This window comes from Micromonospora sp. NBC_00421 (assembly GCF_036017915.1).
Classification (GTDB): Bacteria; Actinomycetota; Actinomycetes; order Mycobacteriales; family Micromonosporaceae; genus Micromonospora.
Map to the genome: position 1 here is coordinate 5,480,218 of NZ_CP107929.1, position 17,022 is coordinate 5,497,239.

Annotated in this window: 14 protein-coding genes; 4 read left to right on the forward strand and 10 right to left on the reverse strand. The window is 71.3% G+C overall.

Annotated features, from left to right (window positions below; translation table 11 throughout):
* Entirely contained in the window at window positions 1-429 is a 429-nt protein-coding gene (locus OHQ87_RS23240; protein WP_442930591.1) for a hypothetical protein, read from the reverse strand.
* A gap of 321 nt (window positions 430-750) precedes the next feature.
* Between OHQ87_RS23240 and OHQ87_RS23245 the strand changes: the two genes are divergently transcribed.
* The 3 genes from OHQ87_RS23245 to OHQ87_RS23255 all read left to right on the forward strand — a co-directional run bounded on the left by OHQ87_RS23245 (window position 751) and on the right by OHQ87_RS23255 (window position 5,823).
* Window positions 751-2,070, forward strand: a complete 1,320-nt coding sequence (locus OHQ87_RS23245) for a hypothetical protein (RefSeq protein WP_328341121.1) — start codon at window positions 751-753, stop codon at window positions 2,068-2,070.
* A gap of 184 nt (window positions 2,071-2,254) precedes the next feature.
* Window positions 2,255-4,369: a choice-of-anchor D domain-containing protein gene (locus OHQ87_RS23250; RefSeq protein WP_328341123.1), complete on the forward strand. Its 2,115-nt coding sequence runs from the start codon at window positions 2,255-2,257 to the stop codon at window positions 4,367-4,369.
* Window positions 4,370-4,446: 77 nt separating this feature from the next.
* A complete protein-coding gene (locus OHQ87_RS23255) occupies window positions 4,447-5,823 on the forward strand; it encodes a hypothetical protein (RefSeq protein WP_328341125.1) in 1,377 nt (458 codons plus the stop codon).
* Window positions 5,824-5,951: 128 nt separating this feature from the next.
* Here OHQ87_RS23255 and OHQ87_RS23260 read toward each other — a convergent pair whose 3' ends face one another.
* The 9 genes from OHQ87_RS23260 to OHQ87_RS23300 form a co-directional block, all read right to left on the reverse strand.
* Window positions 5,952-6,749, reverse strand: a complete 798-nt coding sequence (locus OHQ87_RS23260) for an ABC transporter ATP-binding protein (protein WP_328348962.1) — start codon at window positions 6,747-6,749, stop codon at window positions 5,952-5,954.
* On the reverse strand, window positions 6,746-7,822 hold the full coding sequence (locus OHQ87_RS23265; RefSeq protein ID WP_328341127.1) for a FecCD family ABC transporter permease: 1,077 nt from the start codon (window positions 7,820-7,822) through the stop codon (window positions 6,746-6,748). Before OHQ87_RS23265 ends, OHQ87_RS23260 begins: the two co-directional genes overlap by 4 nt.
* Window positions 7,819-8,868 (reverse strand): FecCD family ABC transporter permease, encoded by a 1,050-nt coding sequence (locus OHQ87_RS23270; RefSeq protein ID WP_328341129.1) that lies wholly within the window; start codon window positions 8,866-8,868, stop codon window positions 7,819-7,821. Before OHQ87_RS23270 ends, OHQ87_RS23265 begins: the two co-directional genes overlap by 4 nt.
* Window positions 8,865-9,803, reverse strand: a complete 939-nt coding sequence (locus OHQ87_RS23275; RefSeq protein ID WP_328341131.1) for an ABC transporter substrate-binding protein — start codon at window positions 9,801-9,803, stop codon at window positions 8,865-8,867. Before OHQ87_RS23275 ends, OHQ87_RS23270 begins: the two co-directional genes overlap by 4 nt.
* A gap of 63 nt (window positions 9,804-9,866) precedes the next feature.
* Window positions 9,867-10,718 (reverse strand): siderophore-interacting protein, encoded by an 852-nt coding sequence (locus OHQ87_RS23280; RefSeq protein ID WP_328341133.1) that lies wholly within the window; start codon window positions 10,716-10,718, stop codon window positions 9,867-9,869.
* Window positions 10,719-10,752: 34 nt separating this feature from the next.
* Entirely contained in the window at window positions 10,753-11,514 is a 762-nt protein-coding gene (locus tag OHQ87_RS23285) for a LytR/AlgR family response regulator transcription factor (RefSeq protein ID WP_328348963.1), read from the reverse strand.
* A gap of 17 nt (window positions 11,515-11,531) precedes the next feature.
* The gene (locus tag OHQ87_RS23290) at window positions 11,532-12,755 is read right to left on the reverse strand and encodes a histidine kinase (protein WP_328341135.1); all 1,224 of its coding nucleotides are present in this window, start codon (window positions 12,753-12,755) and stop codon (window positions 11,532-11,534) included.
* A gap of 40 nt (window positions 12,756-12,795) precedes the next feature.
* Window positions 12,796-14,307: a sugar transferase gene (locus OHQ87_RS23295; protein WP_328341137.1), complete on the reverse strand. Its 1,512-nt coding sequence runs from the start codon at window positions 14,305-14,307 to the stop codon at window positions 12,796-12,798.
* Between the two features lie 329 nt (window positions 14,308-14,636).
* The gene (locus tag OHQ87_RS23300; protein WP_328341139.1) at window positions 14,637-15,497 is read right to left on the reverse strand and encodes an Fpg/Nei family DNA glycosylase; all 861 of its coding nucleotides are present in this window, start codon (window positions 15,495-15,497) and stop codon (window positions 14,637-14,639) included.
* Between the two features lie 80 nt (window positions 15,498-15,577).
* Here OHQ87_RS23300 and OHQ87_RS23305 point away from each other — a divergent pair, with 80 nt between their 5' ends.
* The gene (locus OHQ87_RS23305) at window positions 15,578-16,846 is read left to right on the forward strand and encodes a glycosyltransferase (protein ID WP_328341141.1); all 1,269 of its coding nucleotides are present in this window, start codon (window positions 15,578-15,580) and stop codon (window positions 16,844-16,846) included.
* Window positions 16,847-17,022: the final 176 nt, after the last annotated feature.

Genomic DNA, 17,022 nt, shown 5'->3' on the forward strand with positions numbered 1-17,022 from the left:
TCAGCGTTCCGGCCGCTGGACGAGGTCGACGAAGTCCTGCTCGTTGCGTTCGGCGAGCCACACGTACGCCCAGCCGACGGCGATGAGGAAGGGGAACGAGACCACCCCGAGCAGCAGCCAGGGCAGGTTGACGCCGAGCACGGTGACCCGGCCGACCGGGGGTGCGATGGCGAACAGCCAGGGCAGCCCGCCCAGCCCGATCAGCACCAGCAGGCTCATCCGCAGGGCGAGCGTGAGCTGCGCCCGGACCAGGCCCCGGACCAGCGCTTCGCCGACCCGGGTCTGCTGGGCCAGCTCGGTGCGGGTGTGGTCGGCCCGGGTGTCACGGCGGGTCACCCCGGCCAGCACGATCCGTACCCGCCCGCCCGGCCGGGGGGCCGGCGGCCCGGGGTCCCGGGGCGTCGGTCCGGGATCGTCGTGGGCGGTCACCCGGGCAGTCTCGCCTGCCCGGCCCGAATGTCAAGTGTCGTCCACCGGGGTTGTGGACAACCTGTGGACAACACGCCAGGCCTGTGGACAACGCGACCGCCCTGTGGACGACGACGGCGAGCCGACGGCGAAGATGGCATTACGTCTGATTCGTCCTCACCGGAACGTCACCCGGAGATCATCTGTATCGACCTTGCCGGCATTGACCCAGGCCCCTACGCTGGGGCAGCCAATCCTTTCCTCTTCGAACACGGGGTCTCTATGCGCAAAATCCGCACTATTCTCGGCGTCACTCTCGCCGGAGCATGTGCACTGGCCGTGGTGCCGGGCACGGCGTCCGCGGCTCCGGCCTCCGCGCCGCTGCAGAAGTCGGCGGCCCTCGACGACGTCACCGGTGCCTACTACCCGGTCGCGCCGGCCCGGCTGCTGGACACCCGCGACGGCACCGGTGCGCCGGTCGGCAAGATCGGCGCCGGCAAGAAGGTCGACCTCCAGGTCGCCGGCCGTGGTGGCGTACCGGCCAGCAACGTCGGCGCGGTCGTGCTGAACGTGACCGTCACCGGTCCCACCGCCGCGAGCTTCCTCACCGCCTTCCCGGCGGGCGAGTCCCGGCCCACCGCCTCCTCGGTCAACTTCGCCAAGGGCTGGCTGGGCTCCAACAACGTCACCGTGAAGCTCGGCGCCGGTGGCAAGGTCTCGGTCTTCAACAACAGCGGCTCGACCGACGTGATCGTCGACGTGGTCGGCTTCTACGCGGGCAACGACAACCTCACCAACCGCAACGGCGGCCAGTACGAGTGGTACCTGCCGAAGCGCTACTGGGACACCCGCGAGGACCCGGAGGGCAAGCCCCCGGCCGGTCAGGTGCTGGAATACTCGCTCGACTTCGACGACGCCTACAACCCGCACGTCAAGTCGCTGGTCTTCAACCTCACCGCCGTCTCGCCGGCCAAGTCCGGCTTCCTCACCGCGTGGTCCGGTGCGGGCGCCCGGCCGACCGCCTCGACGGTGAACTACCTCGCCGGTAAGAACGTGCCGAACCTGTCCTTCGTGCAGACCACCCCCTGCACCGGCACCGAGCAGTACAACTGGTGCACCCCCGGTGCGCCGAAGTTCAAGATCTACACCTCGCAGGCCGCGCACGTCCTGGTCGACCTGGTCGGCGTGGTCGACGACGGCGAGTCCCCGTACGGCATGCGGTTCGCGCCGCTGAGCCCGACCCGGATCGTGGACAGCCGGACGAACCTGGGCATCTCCGGGGCCATCCCGGCGGGCGGGGTCCGCAAGGTCACCGCGCCGGCCGAGCTGGTCACCGAGGACACCGGGGTGCTGGCGATGAACGTCACTGCGGTCACCCCGACCAACAACACGGTCGTCACCACCTGGCCGGCGGACTTCGACGACATCGGCAAGCCGGACACGAGCAACCTGAACCCGTACGCGGGCCAGGTCGTCTCCAACGGCGTGCTCGGCGTCATCGGCCCGAACGCCGCGTTCAACGTGCACAACCTCTCCGGCAGCACCCACCTGGTCGCTGACGTGGTCGGCACGTTCTACTACCCGGCCGCCTCCAAGACGGCCAAGTCGCTCACGGCCAAGACGGCCACGTCGGACGCGGTCCCTTCCGCCAACCGGCGCTGACGACACCGGTAACACCGCAGGGCGCCCCGACCGTTCGGTCGGGGCGCTCTCGCATCCGGGCGGTCGACGATCCGGTAAGTGCACAATGCCCTTTCTTGGCATTCCATCAATACGGCCTTGCCGCTGGTGATCACCACCCATAGTGTGTGGTCCACAATCACTCTTCATTTTCCACGGGGTATTCATGCGCATTTTCCGCGCTCTTCTCGGCATGAGCGTCGCCGGGGCCTGTGCGCTGGCCGTACTGCCGGGGGTGGCGCTCGCCGCACCCACCGCGCCGTACACGGTCGTCACTCTCGACATCGGCGAGACCTCCTCACCGGCGGTGAAGTCGGGGGTCTTCTCCGCTCCCACGTTCACCGTCTCGGTGCTGCCCCAGACCGACGGCAGCACGTGGATGTACTTCCGGAACGGCCCGGCGGACTCCCGGCTGTCGCTCCAGGTCAGGGCCCCGTTGGGGCAGAGCTTCGTCGCCGGCCGGACCTACCCCACGACGAGGTTCGGCGACGAGGGCACCGCCCGGCTGGACATCACGTCCGACTACGGGTGTGGCAATCCCACCGGCAGCCTGACGGTCCGGGCCGCCGGTATCGACCCGCTGACCGACCAACTGACCAGCCTGGCCGCCTCCTACTCCTACAACTGCGACAACCGTGGTGACGCCACCGGCGAGATCCGGTGGAACTCCGACGTCGAGTACGCAGCCCTGGTGTCCGCCCCCGCGCCTGTGGACTTCGGTCAGCTCAAGGTCGAGAGCCCGCCCGAGACCCGGACGGTCACCTACCGTTCCGAGGGCACCCTGCCGGTGACCCTCGGCAGTGCGACGTTGGCCGGCACCGATCCCGCGCACTTCCAGATCGCCACCAACGCCTGCACCGGTCGAACCCTCGCCCCCGGGGCGAGTTGCACGATGACGGTGTCCGCCACGGCCAGGCGGGCCGGCACCTTCGCCGCCAACCTGGTGCTTGCCGACGACAGCGCCTACGGCAAGCGACTGGTGCGCTTGACGTTCACCGCGACCGACACCGCCGTGGGGACCTACTACCCGGTGGGTCCTTCGCGGGTGATGGACACCCGTAGCGGCCTGGGCGTCCGCAAGGGCAAGCTGGGGCCGGGGCAGAAGGTCGACCTCCAGATCACCGGGCGGGGCGGGGTGCCGTCGGGTGGTGTCGGTTCGGTAGTGCTCAACGTGACGGTGGCCAACCCGACGGCGAGCAGCTTCCTGACGGTCTACCCGGCAGGTGAGGGGCGGCCGACCGCCTCCTCGATCAACTTCCCGAAGTCCTGGTTGGGCTCCAACAACGTCACCGTCAAGCTCGGCTCGGGTGGCAAGGTGTCGGTCTACAACCACGCCGGTTCCACCGACGCCGTGGTCGACGTGGTCGGCTGGTACGCGGGCAGCGACACGGTGGTGGCCAGTCGCGGCATGGGTGGCCAGTACCAGTGGTTCAACCCGGTGCGGATTCTCGACACCCGCGCGGGCGGCGGCAAGGCCCTGCCGGGTGGCTGGTCGATCACCGCCTGGGTCGACTTCGTGCCGGAGTTCAAGTCCCACGTGCGGGCCTACGTTCTCAACATCACGGCCGTCTCGCCGAAGAAGAACGGATACCTGACCGCCTGGAGCGGGATGGCGGACGTGCCGCTGACCTCGACTGTCAACTACGCGGCGGGCAAGGTGGTGCCGAACCTCGCGATCGTGGAGTCCAGCCCCTGCTTCGCGGAGTACTGCGACGGCGAGTCGTACGGGGCTCCGTCGTACGAGATCTACACCTCGGCGACCTCGCACATCGTGGTCGACCTGGTGGGCGTGATCGACGACGCGACGATAGTGGACGGGCTCCGGTTCACTCCGCGTAGCCCCACCCGGATCGTCGACAGCCGCACCGGCCAGGGCATCCCCGGGGCGCTCGGTCCGGGTTCGGTCCGGAAGGTGAGCCCGCCACCGGCCCTGCTCACCGACACCACCGAGGTGGTGGCGATGAACGTGACAGCCGTGGCTCCGTCGAAGAACACCGTGGTCACGGTCTGGCCGGCGGACACGGCGAAGCCCAGGCCGAACGCGAGCAACCTCAACCCCGCCGCGGGACAGACCGTGTCCAACGCCGTTCTCGGCCAGTTGGGACCGAACCAGGCGTTCAACGTGCACAACCTCTCGGGCAACGTCCACCTGGTGGCGGATGTGGTGGGCACGTTCTACAGGTACTCCGGCACCGACAGTCGGTACGGCAGGGGCGCCGCCCGCACCACCGGGCGGCCGACGGTGGTGGGCGCGGGCGCGCTTCCCCCGACCCGACGCTGATCCGATCCGGGGACGGGCACCGGTCCTTCGACCGTGCCCGTCCCCGGCCATCTCCTTCTCTCACCACGGGGGTAATCATGAACAGAATTCGCGTTCTACTCGGCGTGTTCGTCGCCGGGGTCTGCGCGGCCACTGCGATACCGGCGTCGGCGCTCGCCGCGCCGTCAACAGTCCTCACCCCGGTCGAGGTGTCGGCGCTCCCCAGTGTGGTCGGCACCTACTACCCGATGGCGACGCCCACCCGGATCCTGGACACGCGTACCGGCAACGGTGCGCCGAAGGGCAAGATCGGTGCGGGTCGGAAGATCGATCTTCAGGTGGCCGGTCGCAGCGGGCTGCCGGCGACCGGCATCGGCGCGGTGGTCCTGAACGTGACAGTCAGCGGCCCCACGGCGAACAGCTTCGTCACCGTCTACCCGGGCGGCGAGGCGCTGCCGACGGCTTCCACGGTCAACTTCGCCAAGGGCTGGCTGGGTTCCAACAACGCCACCGTCAAGCTCGGTGCCGGCGGCAAGGTGTCGGTCTACAACCGCAACGGCGAGACCGACGTGGTGATCGACGTGGTCGGCTTCTACGCCGGTGACGAGAGCGTCATGGCCGAGCGCGGGATGGGCGGTCAGGTGCAGTGGTACGAGCCGTACCGGATCATGGACACCCGCACCCGGGGGGTGATCCCCGCCGGGGGCGAGTTCAACGCCTGGATCGACTTCCACGCCTACAACGCCAAGGTGAAGGGGCTGATCCTCAACGTCACGGCGGTGAGCCCGCAGAAGGCCGGTTTCCTCACCGTCTGGTCGGGTGAGGGGGCCCGACCGAACTCCTCCACCGTCAACTACGCGGCGGGCAAGGTGGTGCCGAACCTGTCGTACGTGAAGACGGTGCCGTGCCCCTCGGGTGGTTGCAACGGGGCTACCGGCGCGGCGCGCTACCGGTTCTACACGTCGGCGACCACCCACATCGTGGTGGACCTGGTCGGGGTGATCGACGACGGCACCGAGGTCGACGGGATGCGATTCACCCCGACGAGCCCGACCCGCATCGTGGACAGCCGGATCGGGCAGGGCCTGCCGGCGGCGCTCGGAGCGAACGAGGCGGGGAAGGTCACCGCGCCGGCCGTGCTGTTGACCGAGGCGACCCAGGTGCTGGCGATGAACGTCACAGCTGTCGCTCCCACGGCCAACACCGTGATCACCGTCTGGCCCGCCGACACCGGGATGTCGAAGCCGACCGCGAGCAACCTGAACCCCGCGCCGGGTCAGGTCGTCTCCAACGGGGTGCTGGGGGTGCTCGGCCCACAGGACGCGTTCTACGTCAGCAACCTGTCGGGCAGCACCAACCTGGTGGCCGACGTGGTCGGCACGTTCTCCGTGTATCCGGGCACGGCGGCCGGCACCCGGCGTACCACTGGCAAGCCTGCGGTGGCCGGCAGCGGCTGGTCGATCGCGCTCGGCTGACCGACCCGGCGGAACAGAAGGGCGTCCCGGCTTCGGTCGGGACGCCCTTCGGCCGTTCGGCAACCCGTCCCCCGCGTCCGGCCACCGCCGGTTCGACGGGCAGCGGCCGCCAGCGCGGTTCCCCGGGCTCAGCCGGCGGCCGGATCCCGGGTGTCGGCCGGTACGACCAGCGGTGCTCCGGTGACCGGATCGGGGACGACCTGGTTCGGGATCCCGAAGACCTCGGCGACGAGTTCGGCACCCACAGTCGAGGCGGGACTACCCTCGGCCACGATCCGGCCGTCGCGCATCGCCACGAGATGGGTGGCGTACCGGGCCGCGTGGTTGAGGTCGTGCAGCACGGCCACGACGGTGCGGCCCTGGGCGACCAGGCGGTGCAGCACGTTGAGCACGTCGATCTGGTGCGCCACGTCCAGGTAGGTGGTGGGCTCGTCGAGCAGGACGACCGGGGTCTGCTGGGCCAGCACCATGGCGATCCAGGCCCGCTGTCGTTGCCCGCCGGAGAGTTCGTCGACCCGACGGTCGGCCAGGTCGGTCGTGCCGGTCGAGTCGAGGGCCGACTCGACGGCCTCCTCGTCGGCGTGCGAGAAGCGGCGGAGCACCCGCTGGTGGGCGTAGCGGCCCCGGCCGACCAGTTCCCGGACGGTGATCCCCTCGGGCGCGGTCATGGTCTGCGGTAGGAGCGCGATCCGGCGGGCGCGTTCCTTCGCCGGCAGGGCGACCAGGTCCGCTCCGTCCAGCAGGACCCGCCCCACGGCGGGGCGGAGCAGCCCGGACAGCGACCGCAGGAGCGTCGACTTGCCGCACGCATTCGGCCCGATGAGCACGGTGAACGAGCCGTCCGGGACCGCGAAGGACAGTTCCTCGCTGACGATCCGCTGGTCATAGCGGAGGGTGACGCGTTCCGCGCGGAGTCGGGCGTTCAACTGGTCGACCATCGGGCCCTCCTGATCTCGTGGACGAGCAGCCAGAGCAGGTACCCGCCGCCGACGGTGATCGTCACCACCCCCACCGGCACGGTCAGCGGGATCACGTGCTGGGCGACCAGGTCGGAGCCGAGCAGCAGCAACGCCCCCACCACGGCGGTGGCGGCGAGCGGCATGCCCGGTGTCCGGACGAGCCGGCGGGCGATCTGTGGGGCGGCCAGGGCGACGAAGGAGATTGGACCGGCCACCGTGGTGACGGCGCTGACCAGGATGACCGCGATCAGCACGAGGGCGGCGCGGTTCCGGTCGACAGCGACTCCACTGGCGGCGGCGACGTCGTCGCCCAGCTCCAGCTGGGCCAGGGCCGCCGACCACAGGCCGGTGATCGCCAGCAACGCCAGGATGACCCCGACGGCGGGCCAGACCACTTCGGCGGTGGCGGTGTTGAGTGAGCCGGCGCCCCAGGCTGCGGCGAAGAGCGCCGTCTCCAGGTCGGCACGGAGCAACAACCAGGTGTTTGTGGCGGCGAGCATCGAAGAGACCCCGACACCCACCACGATGAACCGGAACCCGGAGAGCCCGTCCCGGTAGGCGAGCAGGTAGATCGCCAGGGCGGCCAGCAGGCCACCGGCGAGCGAGCCGAGCATCAGCAGGTGCCAGCCGCCGCCGAGCAGCAGCAGGGCGATGAGCATTCCGGAGAACGAGCCGTTTGCCAGGCCGATGATGTCCGGGCTGGCCAACGGGTTGCGGGTGATGGTCTGGAAGATCGCACCGGCGATGCCGAGCGCCGCGCCGAAGGTGACGGCGGCGGCGATGCGGGGCAACCGCCACTCCAGCACGACCGTGCGGGTCAGCCCGTCGATCCGGCCGCCGAGCACACCGAGGACCTCGTCGAAGCGGAGCGGGAAGTCACCCGCCCAGAGACCGACCACCGCCAGCGCCGTGACGACGAGCGCCGCGACGGCGCAGACGGCGGCCTCCCGCACACCGACGGCCACGTGCCGACGGTCGGTGCCGAGCACCAGCCGGCGGCGTCCACCGGTGAGCCGGACCGGCCGGTTCCCGACGCTCACAGTGCGGTCGCCTGTCGGCGTCGGACCAGCGCGATCAGCACCGGCGCACCCACGAACGCGGTGACGATGCCGACCGGCATCTCGCTGGGCAGGACGGCGACCCGGCCGAGTACGTCGGCCAGCAGCACCAGGACGCCGCCGGCCAGCATGGAGCCGGCGAGGATTCGGCGCTGGTCGGTACCGACGCCCCACCGCACCAGGTGCGGCACCACGAGCCCGACGAACGAGATGGGGCCGGCGATGGCGCTCGCCCCACCGGCGAGCAGGGTCACCGCGCCCAGCACGAGCAGTCGGGTCCGGACGAGGCTCACTCCCTGCGCGGCGGCGAGGTCCGGGCCGAGTGCGAACGCGTTCAGGCTGCGCGCCGCGAACAGCGCCGCGAACAGCCCGGCTGCGATCAGTGGCAGCACCGGCAGCAGCACGGCGGTGTCGCGTTCGAGCAGGCTGCCCGCGTTCCAGCCGCGCATCCGGTCGAAGGTGTCGGGGTGGGTGAGGGTGATTCCGGTGGTCAGTCCGGCCAGCACCGCGCCGGTCGCCACCCCGGTCACCAGCAGCCGGCTCGGGGTGGCCCGCAGGTCGGCGGCCCCGCCGACGGCGTACACGGCGACGGCGATCAGGAGCGCGCCGAGCAGGGCCAGCCACATGTAGGCGGCCGGCGAGGTCACCCCGAAGAAGGCGATGCCGGCGGCGACGAACGCGGCGGCACCGGCATTGACGCCGAGGATGCCCGGTTCGGCGAGCGCATTGCGGGTGAACGCCTGCATCAGGGCACCCGCGACCCCGAGCCCGGCACCGACCAGCAACCCGGCCAGGGTGCGCGGCAGGCGCTGTCCCCAGACCACGTACTGCGCGGTCTCGGTGCCCGCACCCCGCAGCGCCGCCCACACGTCCGACGGGGGCACCGGGTTCGCACCGACGAAGACCGACAGCACCAGCGAGCCCAGGAGCACGGCGACCGCCCCGGCCAGCCAGCGCCGGGTGGTACGGCGGCGCGCGGCGCGGCCGGTGGTCGGCCGTGCCGCGCGCGCGGATGCGGTGGTGGTCAACTCGACGCGGTGAGGATGCGTTCGAGGTCGTCGAGGACGGTCTGTCCGCCGACCGTACCGACCCCGGTGATCCAGAACGACTGGTCGACCAGGTGCAGGCGGGGGAAGGCGGCGGCGTTGGCACTGACCGAGGCCGGGATGGTGCTGCGGTCGTTCACGTCGACGGTGGTGACGAAGACGTGGTCGGCCTTGGCCTCCAGCACCCGTTCGGGGGAGATGTCGACCGAGATGGAGTTCTCCCAGTCGCGCGGCGGGGTCTTGAAGCCGACGCACTCCAGGGCGCTGCCCGCGAAGGAGGTGGGTCCGTACAGCGTGAGGACGCCGTCCCGGGGGCGGACGAGCTGTGCGGTCTTGCCGGCGGTGCCGAACTTGTCGGCGATCTCCGCGCACCGCTGCCGGTAGCTGGTGAGGAGCTTGTCAGCGGAGTCCGCACCGCCGAGCGTGGTCGCGGTGAACCGGACGTTGTCCTGCCACGGGTCCGTCTGCGAGGCCATGAAGACCGTCGGGGCGACGGCGCTGAGCTGGTCGTAGAGGGCGGAGTGCCGGGATTCGGTGCCGACGATCAGGTCGGGCTTGAGGGCCGCGATCTTCTGCACGTTGGGTTCCTGGACGGTGCCGACGGTGGTGATGCCGGCGGCCTTGTCCCCCAGGTACTTCGGCACCCCGGCGGCCTCGTTGAGCACGGCCGCGCCGACCGGGGTGATCTCCAGGGCGATGGCGGTGTCGAGCTGTACCGGTTCGAGGACGACGACCCGGGCCGGCTTGGCCGGCACGTCGGCCTTGCCGCGCGCGTGCTCGACGCTTCTGGTGTCACCGACGCCGCTCGCCTGGTCGGAGTCCGCGGAGCCGCAGGCGGCCACGGCGAACGCCATCGTCGAGGCGACGGTGAGGGCGAGCAGGCGTCGGTGGATTGTTCGAGGGGTTGGCGAGCGCATGGTGCGGATTTCCCGTCTGGCGACTTACGGTGATGATGCCTCAGCGCATTAGGTTAGCGTAACCTAATCTGCCGACTCCTCGCGGGCCGGGCGATCATGCCAATAGCCCTGCGTGTGAAGTTGCGCCGAGGTGATGCGTGACTCAGCGAAGAGCCGCCGCACCCGAGCAATCTTGCTACTCTCCGTAGCTACCCAGGCATAGAAGCGAGCCCCGGCCCCGGCCGCCGCCGCACCGTGCTCGGCCAACCAGTCGCCCACCATGGAGGTCAGCGCCGTCCCGCCCCGCGCCTCGCGGCGCAACCGGACCTCGACCGAGTGGCCGGTGGTCACGTCGTCGAGGGTGGCGGCGTCCGCTGTGCTGCCGGCCTCCAGCAGGACCGTCGCCCGCACCCCCGGCCCGAGGCTGGGCAGGATGCCCCGCACCGCCGGGTACGCGGTCTCGTCCGCCGCGATCAGCACCTGGTCCGCCGGCCCCGGCTCCCACTGCACGCCGTACCCGGGCTGACCGGCCTGGACGTGCGGGCCCGACAGCAGCAACCGGTCGTCCGGGCGGGCGGCCTCCGCCCAGCCGCTCGCCGGACCGTGCGGCTGGTGCAGGTAGAAGTCCAGGTCCAGCTCACCCGCCGCCGGCCGGACCCGGTACGCGGTGTAACTACGCAGCCATGGACGCTCGCGGTCGGGGATGGACCGCCACTCCCGCCGCCACTCCTGCTCCGGCTGCCCAGCCCGCAGCTCGGCCGGGTAGTCACCGGTGACCGGCAGCATGATCTTGATGCGTTGGTCGAGCTGGTGCGGAGCCAGATCCCGCAGCCGTTCGTCGCCGAGGGTGACGCGGACGAAACCGGGCGACAGGCGTCGGGTCGCCGTCACGACTGTCTCGAACAAGATGTTCGGCGAGTTCCGGAAGGTAGCCATGCCGGCAGAGGTTAGCGGGCCGCACCCGGTCTGTTCACCGCCCCCAGTCCTGCTTGGCGGCGCGGACCAGCTTGTCCTTCAACTCCCGCGTGTGCCGGCGGCTCACCGGCAGCTCGGCGGCGTCGATCAGCACCACGTATCCCGAGTTGACCAGGCGCAGCTCCGCGATCAGCCGCAACTGCACCAGGTACGACCGGTGGATCCGCACGAAACCGGCGTCCGCCCAGCGTTCGGCGAGGGTGGCAAGCGAGACCCGGACCAGGTGCGACCCGTCGGCGGTGTGCAGCCGGGCATAGTCGCCCTGCGCCTCCACCCAGCGCACCGCCGAGCGGGGCAGCATCCGGGTCGTCCCGGCCAGCTCCACCGGGATCGTCGGGTCCTCCTCGGCGCGGGCCAGGGCCGCCGGGTGCGACGGCACCACCCGGGAACCCATCACCCGGCGCAGCGACTCGGCCAGCCGTTCGGCGCGTACCGGCTTGCGGACGTAGTCGGTGGCGCCCAGGTCGAACGCGTCCGCCGCGCCGTCGTCGTACGCGGTGACGAAGACGATCGCGGGGGGCCTGGCGAACCGGCGCAGCACCCGGGCCAGCTCCATCCCGTCCAGGCCGGGCATCCGGATGTCGAGGAAGACCACGTCCACGTCGGCGTCCCGCAGCACCCGCAACGCTTCGGTGGCGTCACCCGCCGTGTGCAGCCGGGCCACCCGGGGATCGGCCCGCAGGTGGTACGCCAACTCGTCGAGCGCCGGTGGCTCGTCGTCGACCGCCAGCACCCGCAGGAACCCGGACGCGTTCACCGTGCCCGCCCGCTCGTTCACGCGCCGGCCCGTACGCCCGGGTGGAACTTCGGGATCCGCAGGCTCACCTTCGTGCCCGAGCCGGGGCCGGTCTCGACGACCAGGCCGAACCCGTCGCCGAAGACCGAGCGGAGCCGCTCGTCGACGTTGGAGAGGCCGACGTGCTGGCCCGGGTCGTCGGTGGGGTCGCTGCCGGCCCGGGTCAGCTCGGCGATCCCCGCGGTCAGCGTTGCCGGATCCATCCCCACTCCGTCGTCCTCCACAGTGATGTGACACTCGGCACCCGCGTCCCGGGCCTCGATGCTCACCATGCCGGTACCGGGCTTGCGCGACAACCCGTGCCGTACCGCGTTCTCCACGAGCGGTTGCAGACAGAGGAACGGCAGGGTCACCGGCAGCACCTCAGGGGCGATCTGCAGCCGCACCTGCAACCGGTCGCCGAACCGGGCCCGTTCGATGGTCAGGTACCTGTCGATCGAACGCAACTCCTCGGCGAGGGTGGTGAACTCGCCGTGCGCCCGGAAGGAATACCTGGTGAACTCGGCGAACTCCAGGATCAGCTCCCGGGCCCGTTCCGGGTCGGTGCGCACGAACGACCCGATCGCGGTCAGCGCGTTGTAGATGAAGTGCGGGCTGATCTGCGCCCGCAGCGCCCGGATCTCGGCGCGGGCCAGCCGCTCCCGGGACGAGTCCAGCTCGGCCAGCGAGAGCTGGTTGCCGGCCCAGTGCGCCGTCTCCAGGGTGGCCTGCACCAGGCCGGGCGCGGGTGGCCCGTCGGCCACCGCGACCAGCGCCCCGACCACCCGGCCGTCGGCCGACAACGGTGCCACCACCGCCCCGCGTACCAGGCAGTCGACCCGGTCGCAGTGCAGCTCCGACTCGCCCAGCACTGTCGACCGCCCGGTCTCGGCGACCCGCCGGGCCGCCGCGAGCAGTTGGTCGCCGTGGTGCCCGCCGCGCCCGTCGAGGGCGAGCAGCGCGTCGGCGTCCGTCAACGCCAACCCGGCCGCCCCCACCAATGCCCGCAGATGGCGTACGGCCTTCGCCGCGCCCGCCGGGTGCAGCCCCGTACGCAGCGGTTCGGCGGCCAGCCCGGCGGTGTGCAGCACCTCGTAGGTGGCCCGTTGGGTGGCGGTGGCGATGCCCCGTCGACCGCGCAGCCGTAGCGCCGCCCAGAACGCGGCGGCGAGCGCGGTCACCATCGAGACGACGCCGATCACGGCGGAGAGGTTGCCACCCACCCCGCGATCCTGGCCTGTCCGGCCCGCCACGCCAAGGGTTTCAGTACGCGCCCTTGCGGGCCAGCACCACGCCCACCGTGCGCCACAGGATGCTCAGGTCGTACGCCAGCGACCAGTTGTCGACGTAGTAGAGGTCGAGCCGGACCGCCTCGTCCCAGGACAGGTCGGAGCGGCCGGAGACCTGCCACAGCCCGGTCATCCCGGGGCGGACCAGCAGCCGACGCCGTACGTCGCCCAGGAAGTCGCCGTCGTCGGCAGGCAGCGGACGCGGCCCCACCAGCGACATCTCTCCCCAGAGCACGTTGATCAGCTGGGGCAGCTCGTCGAGCGAGGAGGCCCGCAGGAAGCGGCCCACCGGGAACACCCGGGGGTCCTGCTTCATCTTGAACAGCATGCCGTCGGTCTCGTTCTGGTCGACCAGGCCGGCCAGCCGCTCCTCGGCGTTGACGTACATGGTGCGGAACTTCCAGACCCGGAAGGTGTGCCCCTCGTGGCCGACCCGGGGCTGGCGGAAGAAGACCGGGCCGGGGTCGGAGAGCCGGATGGCCAGCCCGATGGCGAGGAAGACCGGCACCAGCAGCAGCAGGCCCAGCCCGGCGGCGACCCGGTCCAGCAGGTTCTTGGCAAGCAGCGCCGGCCCGGACAGGGTCGGCTCCTCCACGTGCAGCAGCGGCAGGCCCTCGATCGGGCGGATGTGCACCCGGGGGCCGGCGATGTCGGTGAGCTGCGGGGCGACCACCAGGTCGACGCCGGAGCCCTCCAACTGCCAGGCCAGCCGGCGCAACTCGCCCGGTTCGGCGCTGGCCGAGCCGCAGACCGCGATGGTGTCCCCGCCGACCTCCCGGACAAGGGCCAGCACGTCCCGGCCGGCGTAGACCGGGACGGGGGTCTCGATGCCCCGGGCGGCGGCGTACCCGTCGGTGATGTGGATGGCCACCGGCACCAGGCCGGCGCTCGGGTTGCGGGTGACCGCGACGTAGACCTCCAGGCACTCCGGCAGGGTGCCCACCAGCACCATCCGGTGCCCGGCGTGCCCGGCCCGACCCCGGATGCGGTGCAGCACGAACCGCGCGGCGATCCGGAAGAAGAGGACGAGCGCCAACGCCCCGGCGAGGGCGAAACCCACCGTGTAACGCGACAGGTCGGTCTTGGTGGCGAAGGCGACGAACGAGACGGTCGCGGCGACCGCGACGCCGCCCCGGATGACCCGTTTGTATTCCTCCGGGCCGAGACCGAGGTAACGCCTGTCGTAGGCCCGGTTACCCCACAGGGCCCCCAGCCAGCCGAGCGGCACCAGCAGGAAGACGACAGTGTAGAACCAGGTCGGGTCGGCCTGTGCGTTGTAGAAGCCGGCGCGGGCCTGACCGAACGCCTCCTGGGCGATCCAGTCGGCAAGCACCACGGCGGCGAAGTCGAGCAGCAGCAGCGCCACCGTGTACGGGCGGTGCCAGGTGGAGACCCGACGGCGGGCGCGAGCCCACGCCGACCTGGGCACCCCGTTGTGTGACGGTGGTGTCGGCGGCTGGATCTCGAAGCTGTCCACGTGCCGCACGAGTTTGCTCCGGCCTGTGTTGGTTACCGGGCGCTGGAGGCTTGTCGTCACCTCAACCCATGTCCTCCCGCATGACCCGCGCCGCTCACTCGCCGTGAGGGGCCCGGGTCGCCCACCGTTCCCGTCTCCCCATGCTGGCAGCGGGTCAAACGCGGACCCGAGGGACCTTGCGTCTGGCGTCGCCAACGAGGAACCGGCCGACTTCACGTCAGTTTTCGAAGCCGGGGACCGAGCCACTATACCGATGGACGGCCACCGGGGTAGAACGCGGACGGGGAGGTTTCACGCGCCGAGGGCGATACCTCTCCGTAACAATGACGAGCCGTCACTCACCGTACGAGACGGGACAACCGACGGTCAGCGAGCGGTTTTCCGCCGGTCTGGCAGGTCGGGCAGTACTGGAGACTGGAGTCGGCGAACGACACTTCCCGCACCGTGTCGCCACAGACCGGGCAGGGCAGCCCGGTGCGGGCGTGCACCTTCAACCCGGAGCGTTTCTCGCCCTTCAGCTCTGCCGCCCGGTGCCCGGCCGAGCGGCGTACCGCCTCACCGAGCACCGTCCGGGTCGCCGCGTGCAGGGTGGCGAGCTGGTCGTCGGTGAGCCGGTCGGTGATCGCGAACGGGGACAGCTTCGCCGCGTGCAGGATCTCGTCGGAGTACGCGTTGCCGACGCCGCAGAGCACCGCCTGGTCGGTCAGCACCCCCTTGACCTGCCCCCGTCGGCTGCGCAGCCGTTCGGTGAAGGTGGCCAGGTCGGCGTCGAGCGCGTCCGGCCCGAGCTTGGCCACCCCGGGGACCTGTGCCGGGTCGGTCACCAGGTAGGCGGCGAGCTTCTTCTGGGTGCCCGCCTCGGTGAGGTCGAACCCGGAGCCGTCGTCGAGGCGTACCCGCAGGGCGATCGGCCCCTTGCCGGGGCGTAGCGGGACGGTGGACGGGAACGCCTCCCGGTAGTGCAGCCAGCCGGCACGAGCCAGGTGCACCACCAGGTGCAGGTCGCCGTCGAAGATCACGTCGAGGAACTTGCCGTGCCGCCGGGCGTCCACCACCGCCCGGCCCGACACCGCAGTGGGCGCCGGTTCGTACGTCTTGAGGGCGTTGATCGCGGCGACCTCGACCCGGTCGACACGTCGCCCCACGGCACGCTCACGCAGGTAACCGGCGAGCGCTTCCACCTCCGGTAGTTCGGGCACCCCCTCACGGTAGCCTTCGTTCCCGTGAGCGCGAGGAATGAGCTTGCGAGTCCCGCAGTCGCGAACGAAGGACAAGCCCCGTGAGAATCGTGGTGGCGCACAACCGGTACCGGGAAGCCCAGCCGTCGGGTGAGAACACGATGGTCGACTCGGAGATCGGGCAGCTCACCGCCGCCGGGGTCGAGGTGTTGCCGTTCATCCGCAGCTCGGACGAGATCCCGTCGATGCCGAAGTCGGCCAAGGCGCTGCTGCCGATCTCACCGATCTACGCCCCGCGCGCCCAGCAGGACCTGTCCCGGCTGCTCACCGAGCACCGGCCGGACGTGTTGCACCTGCACAACCCGTACCCGCTGCTGTCGCCCTGGGTGGTGCGGACCGCGCACAAGCACGGGGTGCCGGTGGTGCAGACGGTGCACAACTACCGGCAGGTCTGCTCCTCGGGGATCTACTTCCGCGACGGCGTCATCTGCCAGGACTGCAAGGGCCGGGCGTTGGCGGTGCCGTCGATCGTGCACCGCTGCTACCGGGACTCGCGGGCGCAGAGCGCGCTGATGGCCGCCACCCTGGCCGTGCACCGGGGCACCTGGCGCTCGGTGGACCGGTTCATCGCGCTCACCTCGGCCATCGCCGACCACCTGACCGACTACGGCATCCCGGCCGAGCGGATCGTGGTCAAGCCGAACGCGGTGCCCGACCCGGGTGCCCCCACGCCGCTCGGCGACGGTTTCCTCTTCCTGGCCCGGCTGACCCCGGAGAAGGGTGTCGACCTGCTGCTGGACGCCTGGCGGCGGCACCCGGTGGGCACCCTGGGCACGCTGCGGGTGGCCGGTGACGGCGAGTTGCGCCCGCTGGTCGAGGCCGCCGCCGCCGAGCGCGCCGACGTCGTCTACCTGGGCCAACTCGACCGGGCCGGGGTGCGCGCCGCGGTCGAGGCGAGTGCCGTGGTGATCGCCGCGTCGATGTGGCACGACGTGCTGCCCACCGTGATCATCGAGGCGCTGGCCAGCGGGCGGCCGGTGCTCGGCACCGCCCTCGGCGGCATCCCGTACCTCGTCGGTGCGGACCTCCCGCACGAGCCCGCCGGCACCGGCCCGGCCGCCGTGGCCTCGGCCGTCGCCGGCCACGCCCCGCCGCCGGCCGGTCCGGTCGCGGTGCCGGCCGGCCTGCTCTCCGGCACCGCCGGCTGGGTGGTCCCGCCGGACCCGGCCGCGCTGGCCGCCGCGCTCCCGGTCGCGCGGGCCGGCGCCGCGCTGCTCTCCGCCCCGGCCCGGCTGCGGTACGAGCAGACCTTCCACCCGGACGTGGTCCTCAAGCGGCACCTCGCCATCTACGCCGCCCTCACCCGCTGACCCCACTGACCCTGCGCACGCGGCGTGTCGCGGGCGGGCCGACATGTCTACTCGACGTGGTATGCCTGGCAGTCATATTCATGACGGACAGGCATACCACCGCTGGTCGAGTACAGCCGCCGTGCTGTGTAGGCGCGGTCCTCGTTGGTAGGACATGGGCGTGATCGGAACAAGGG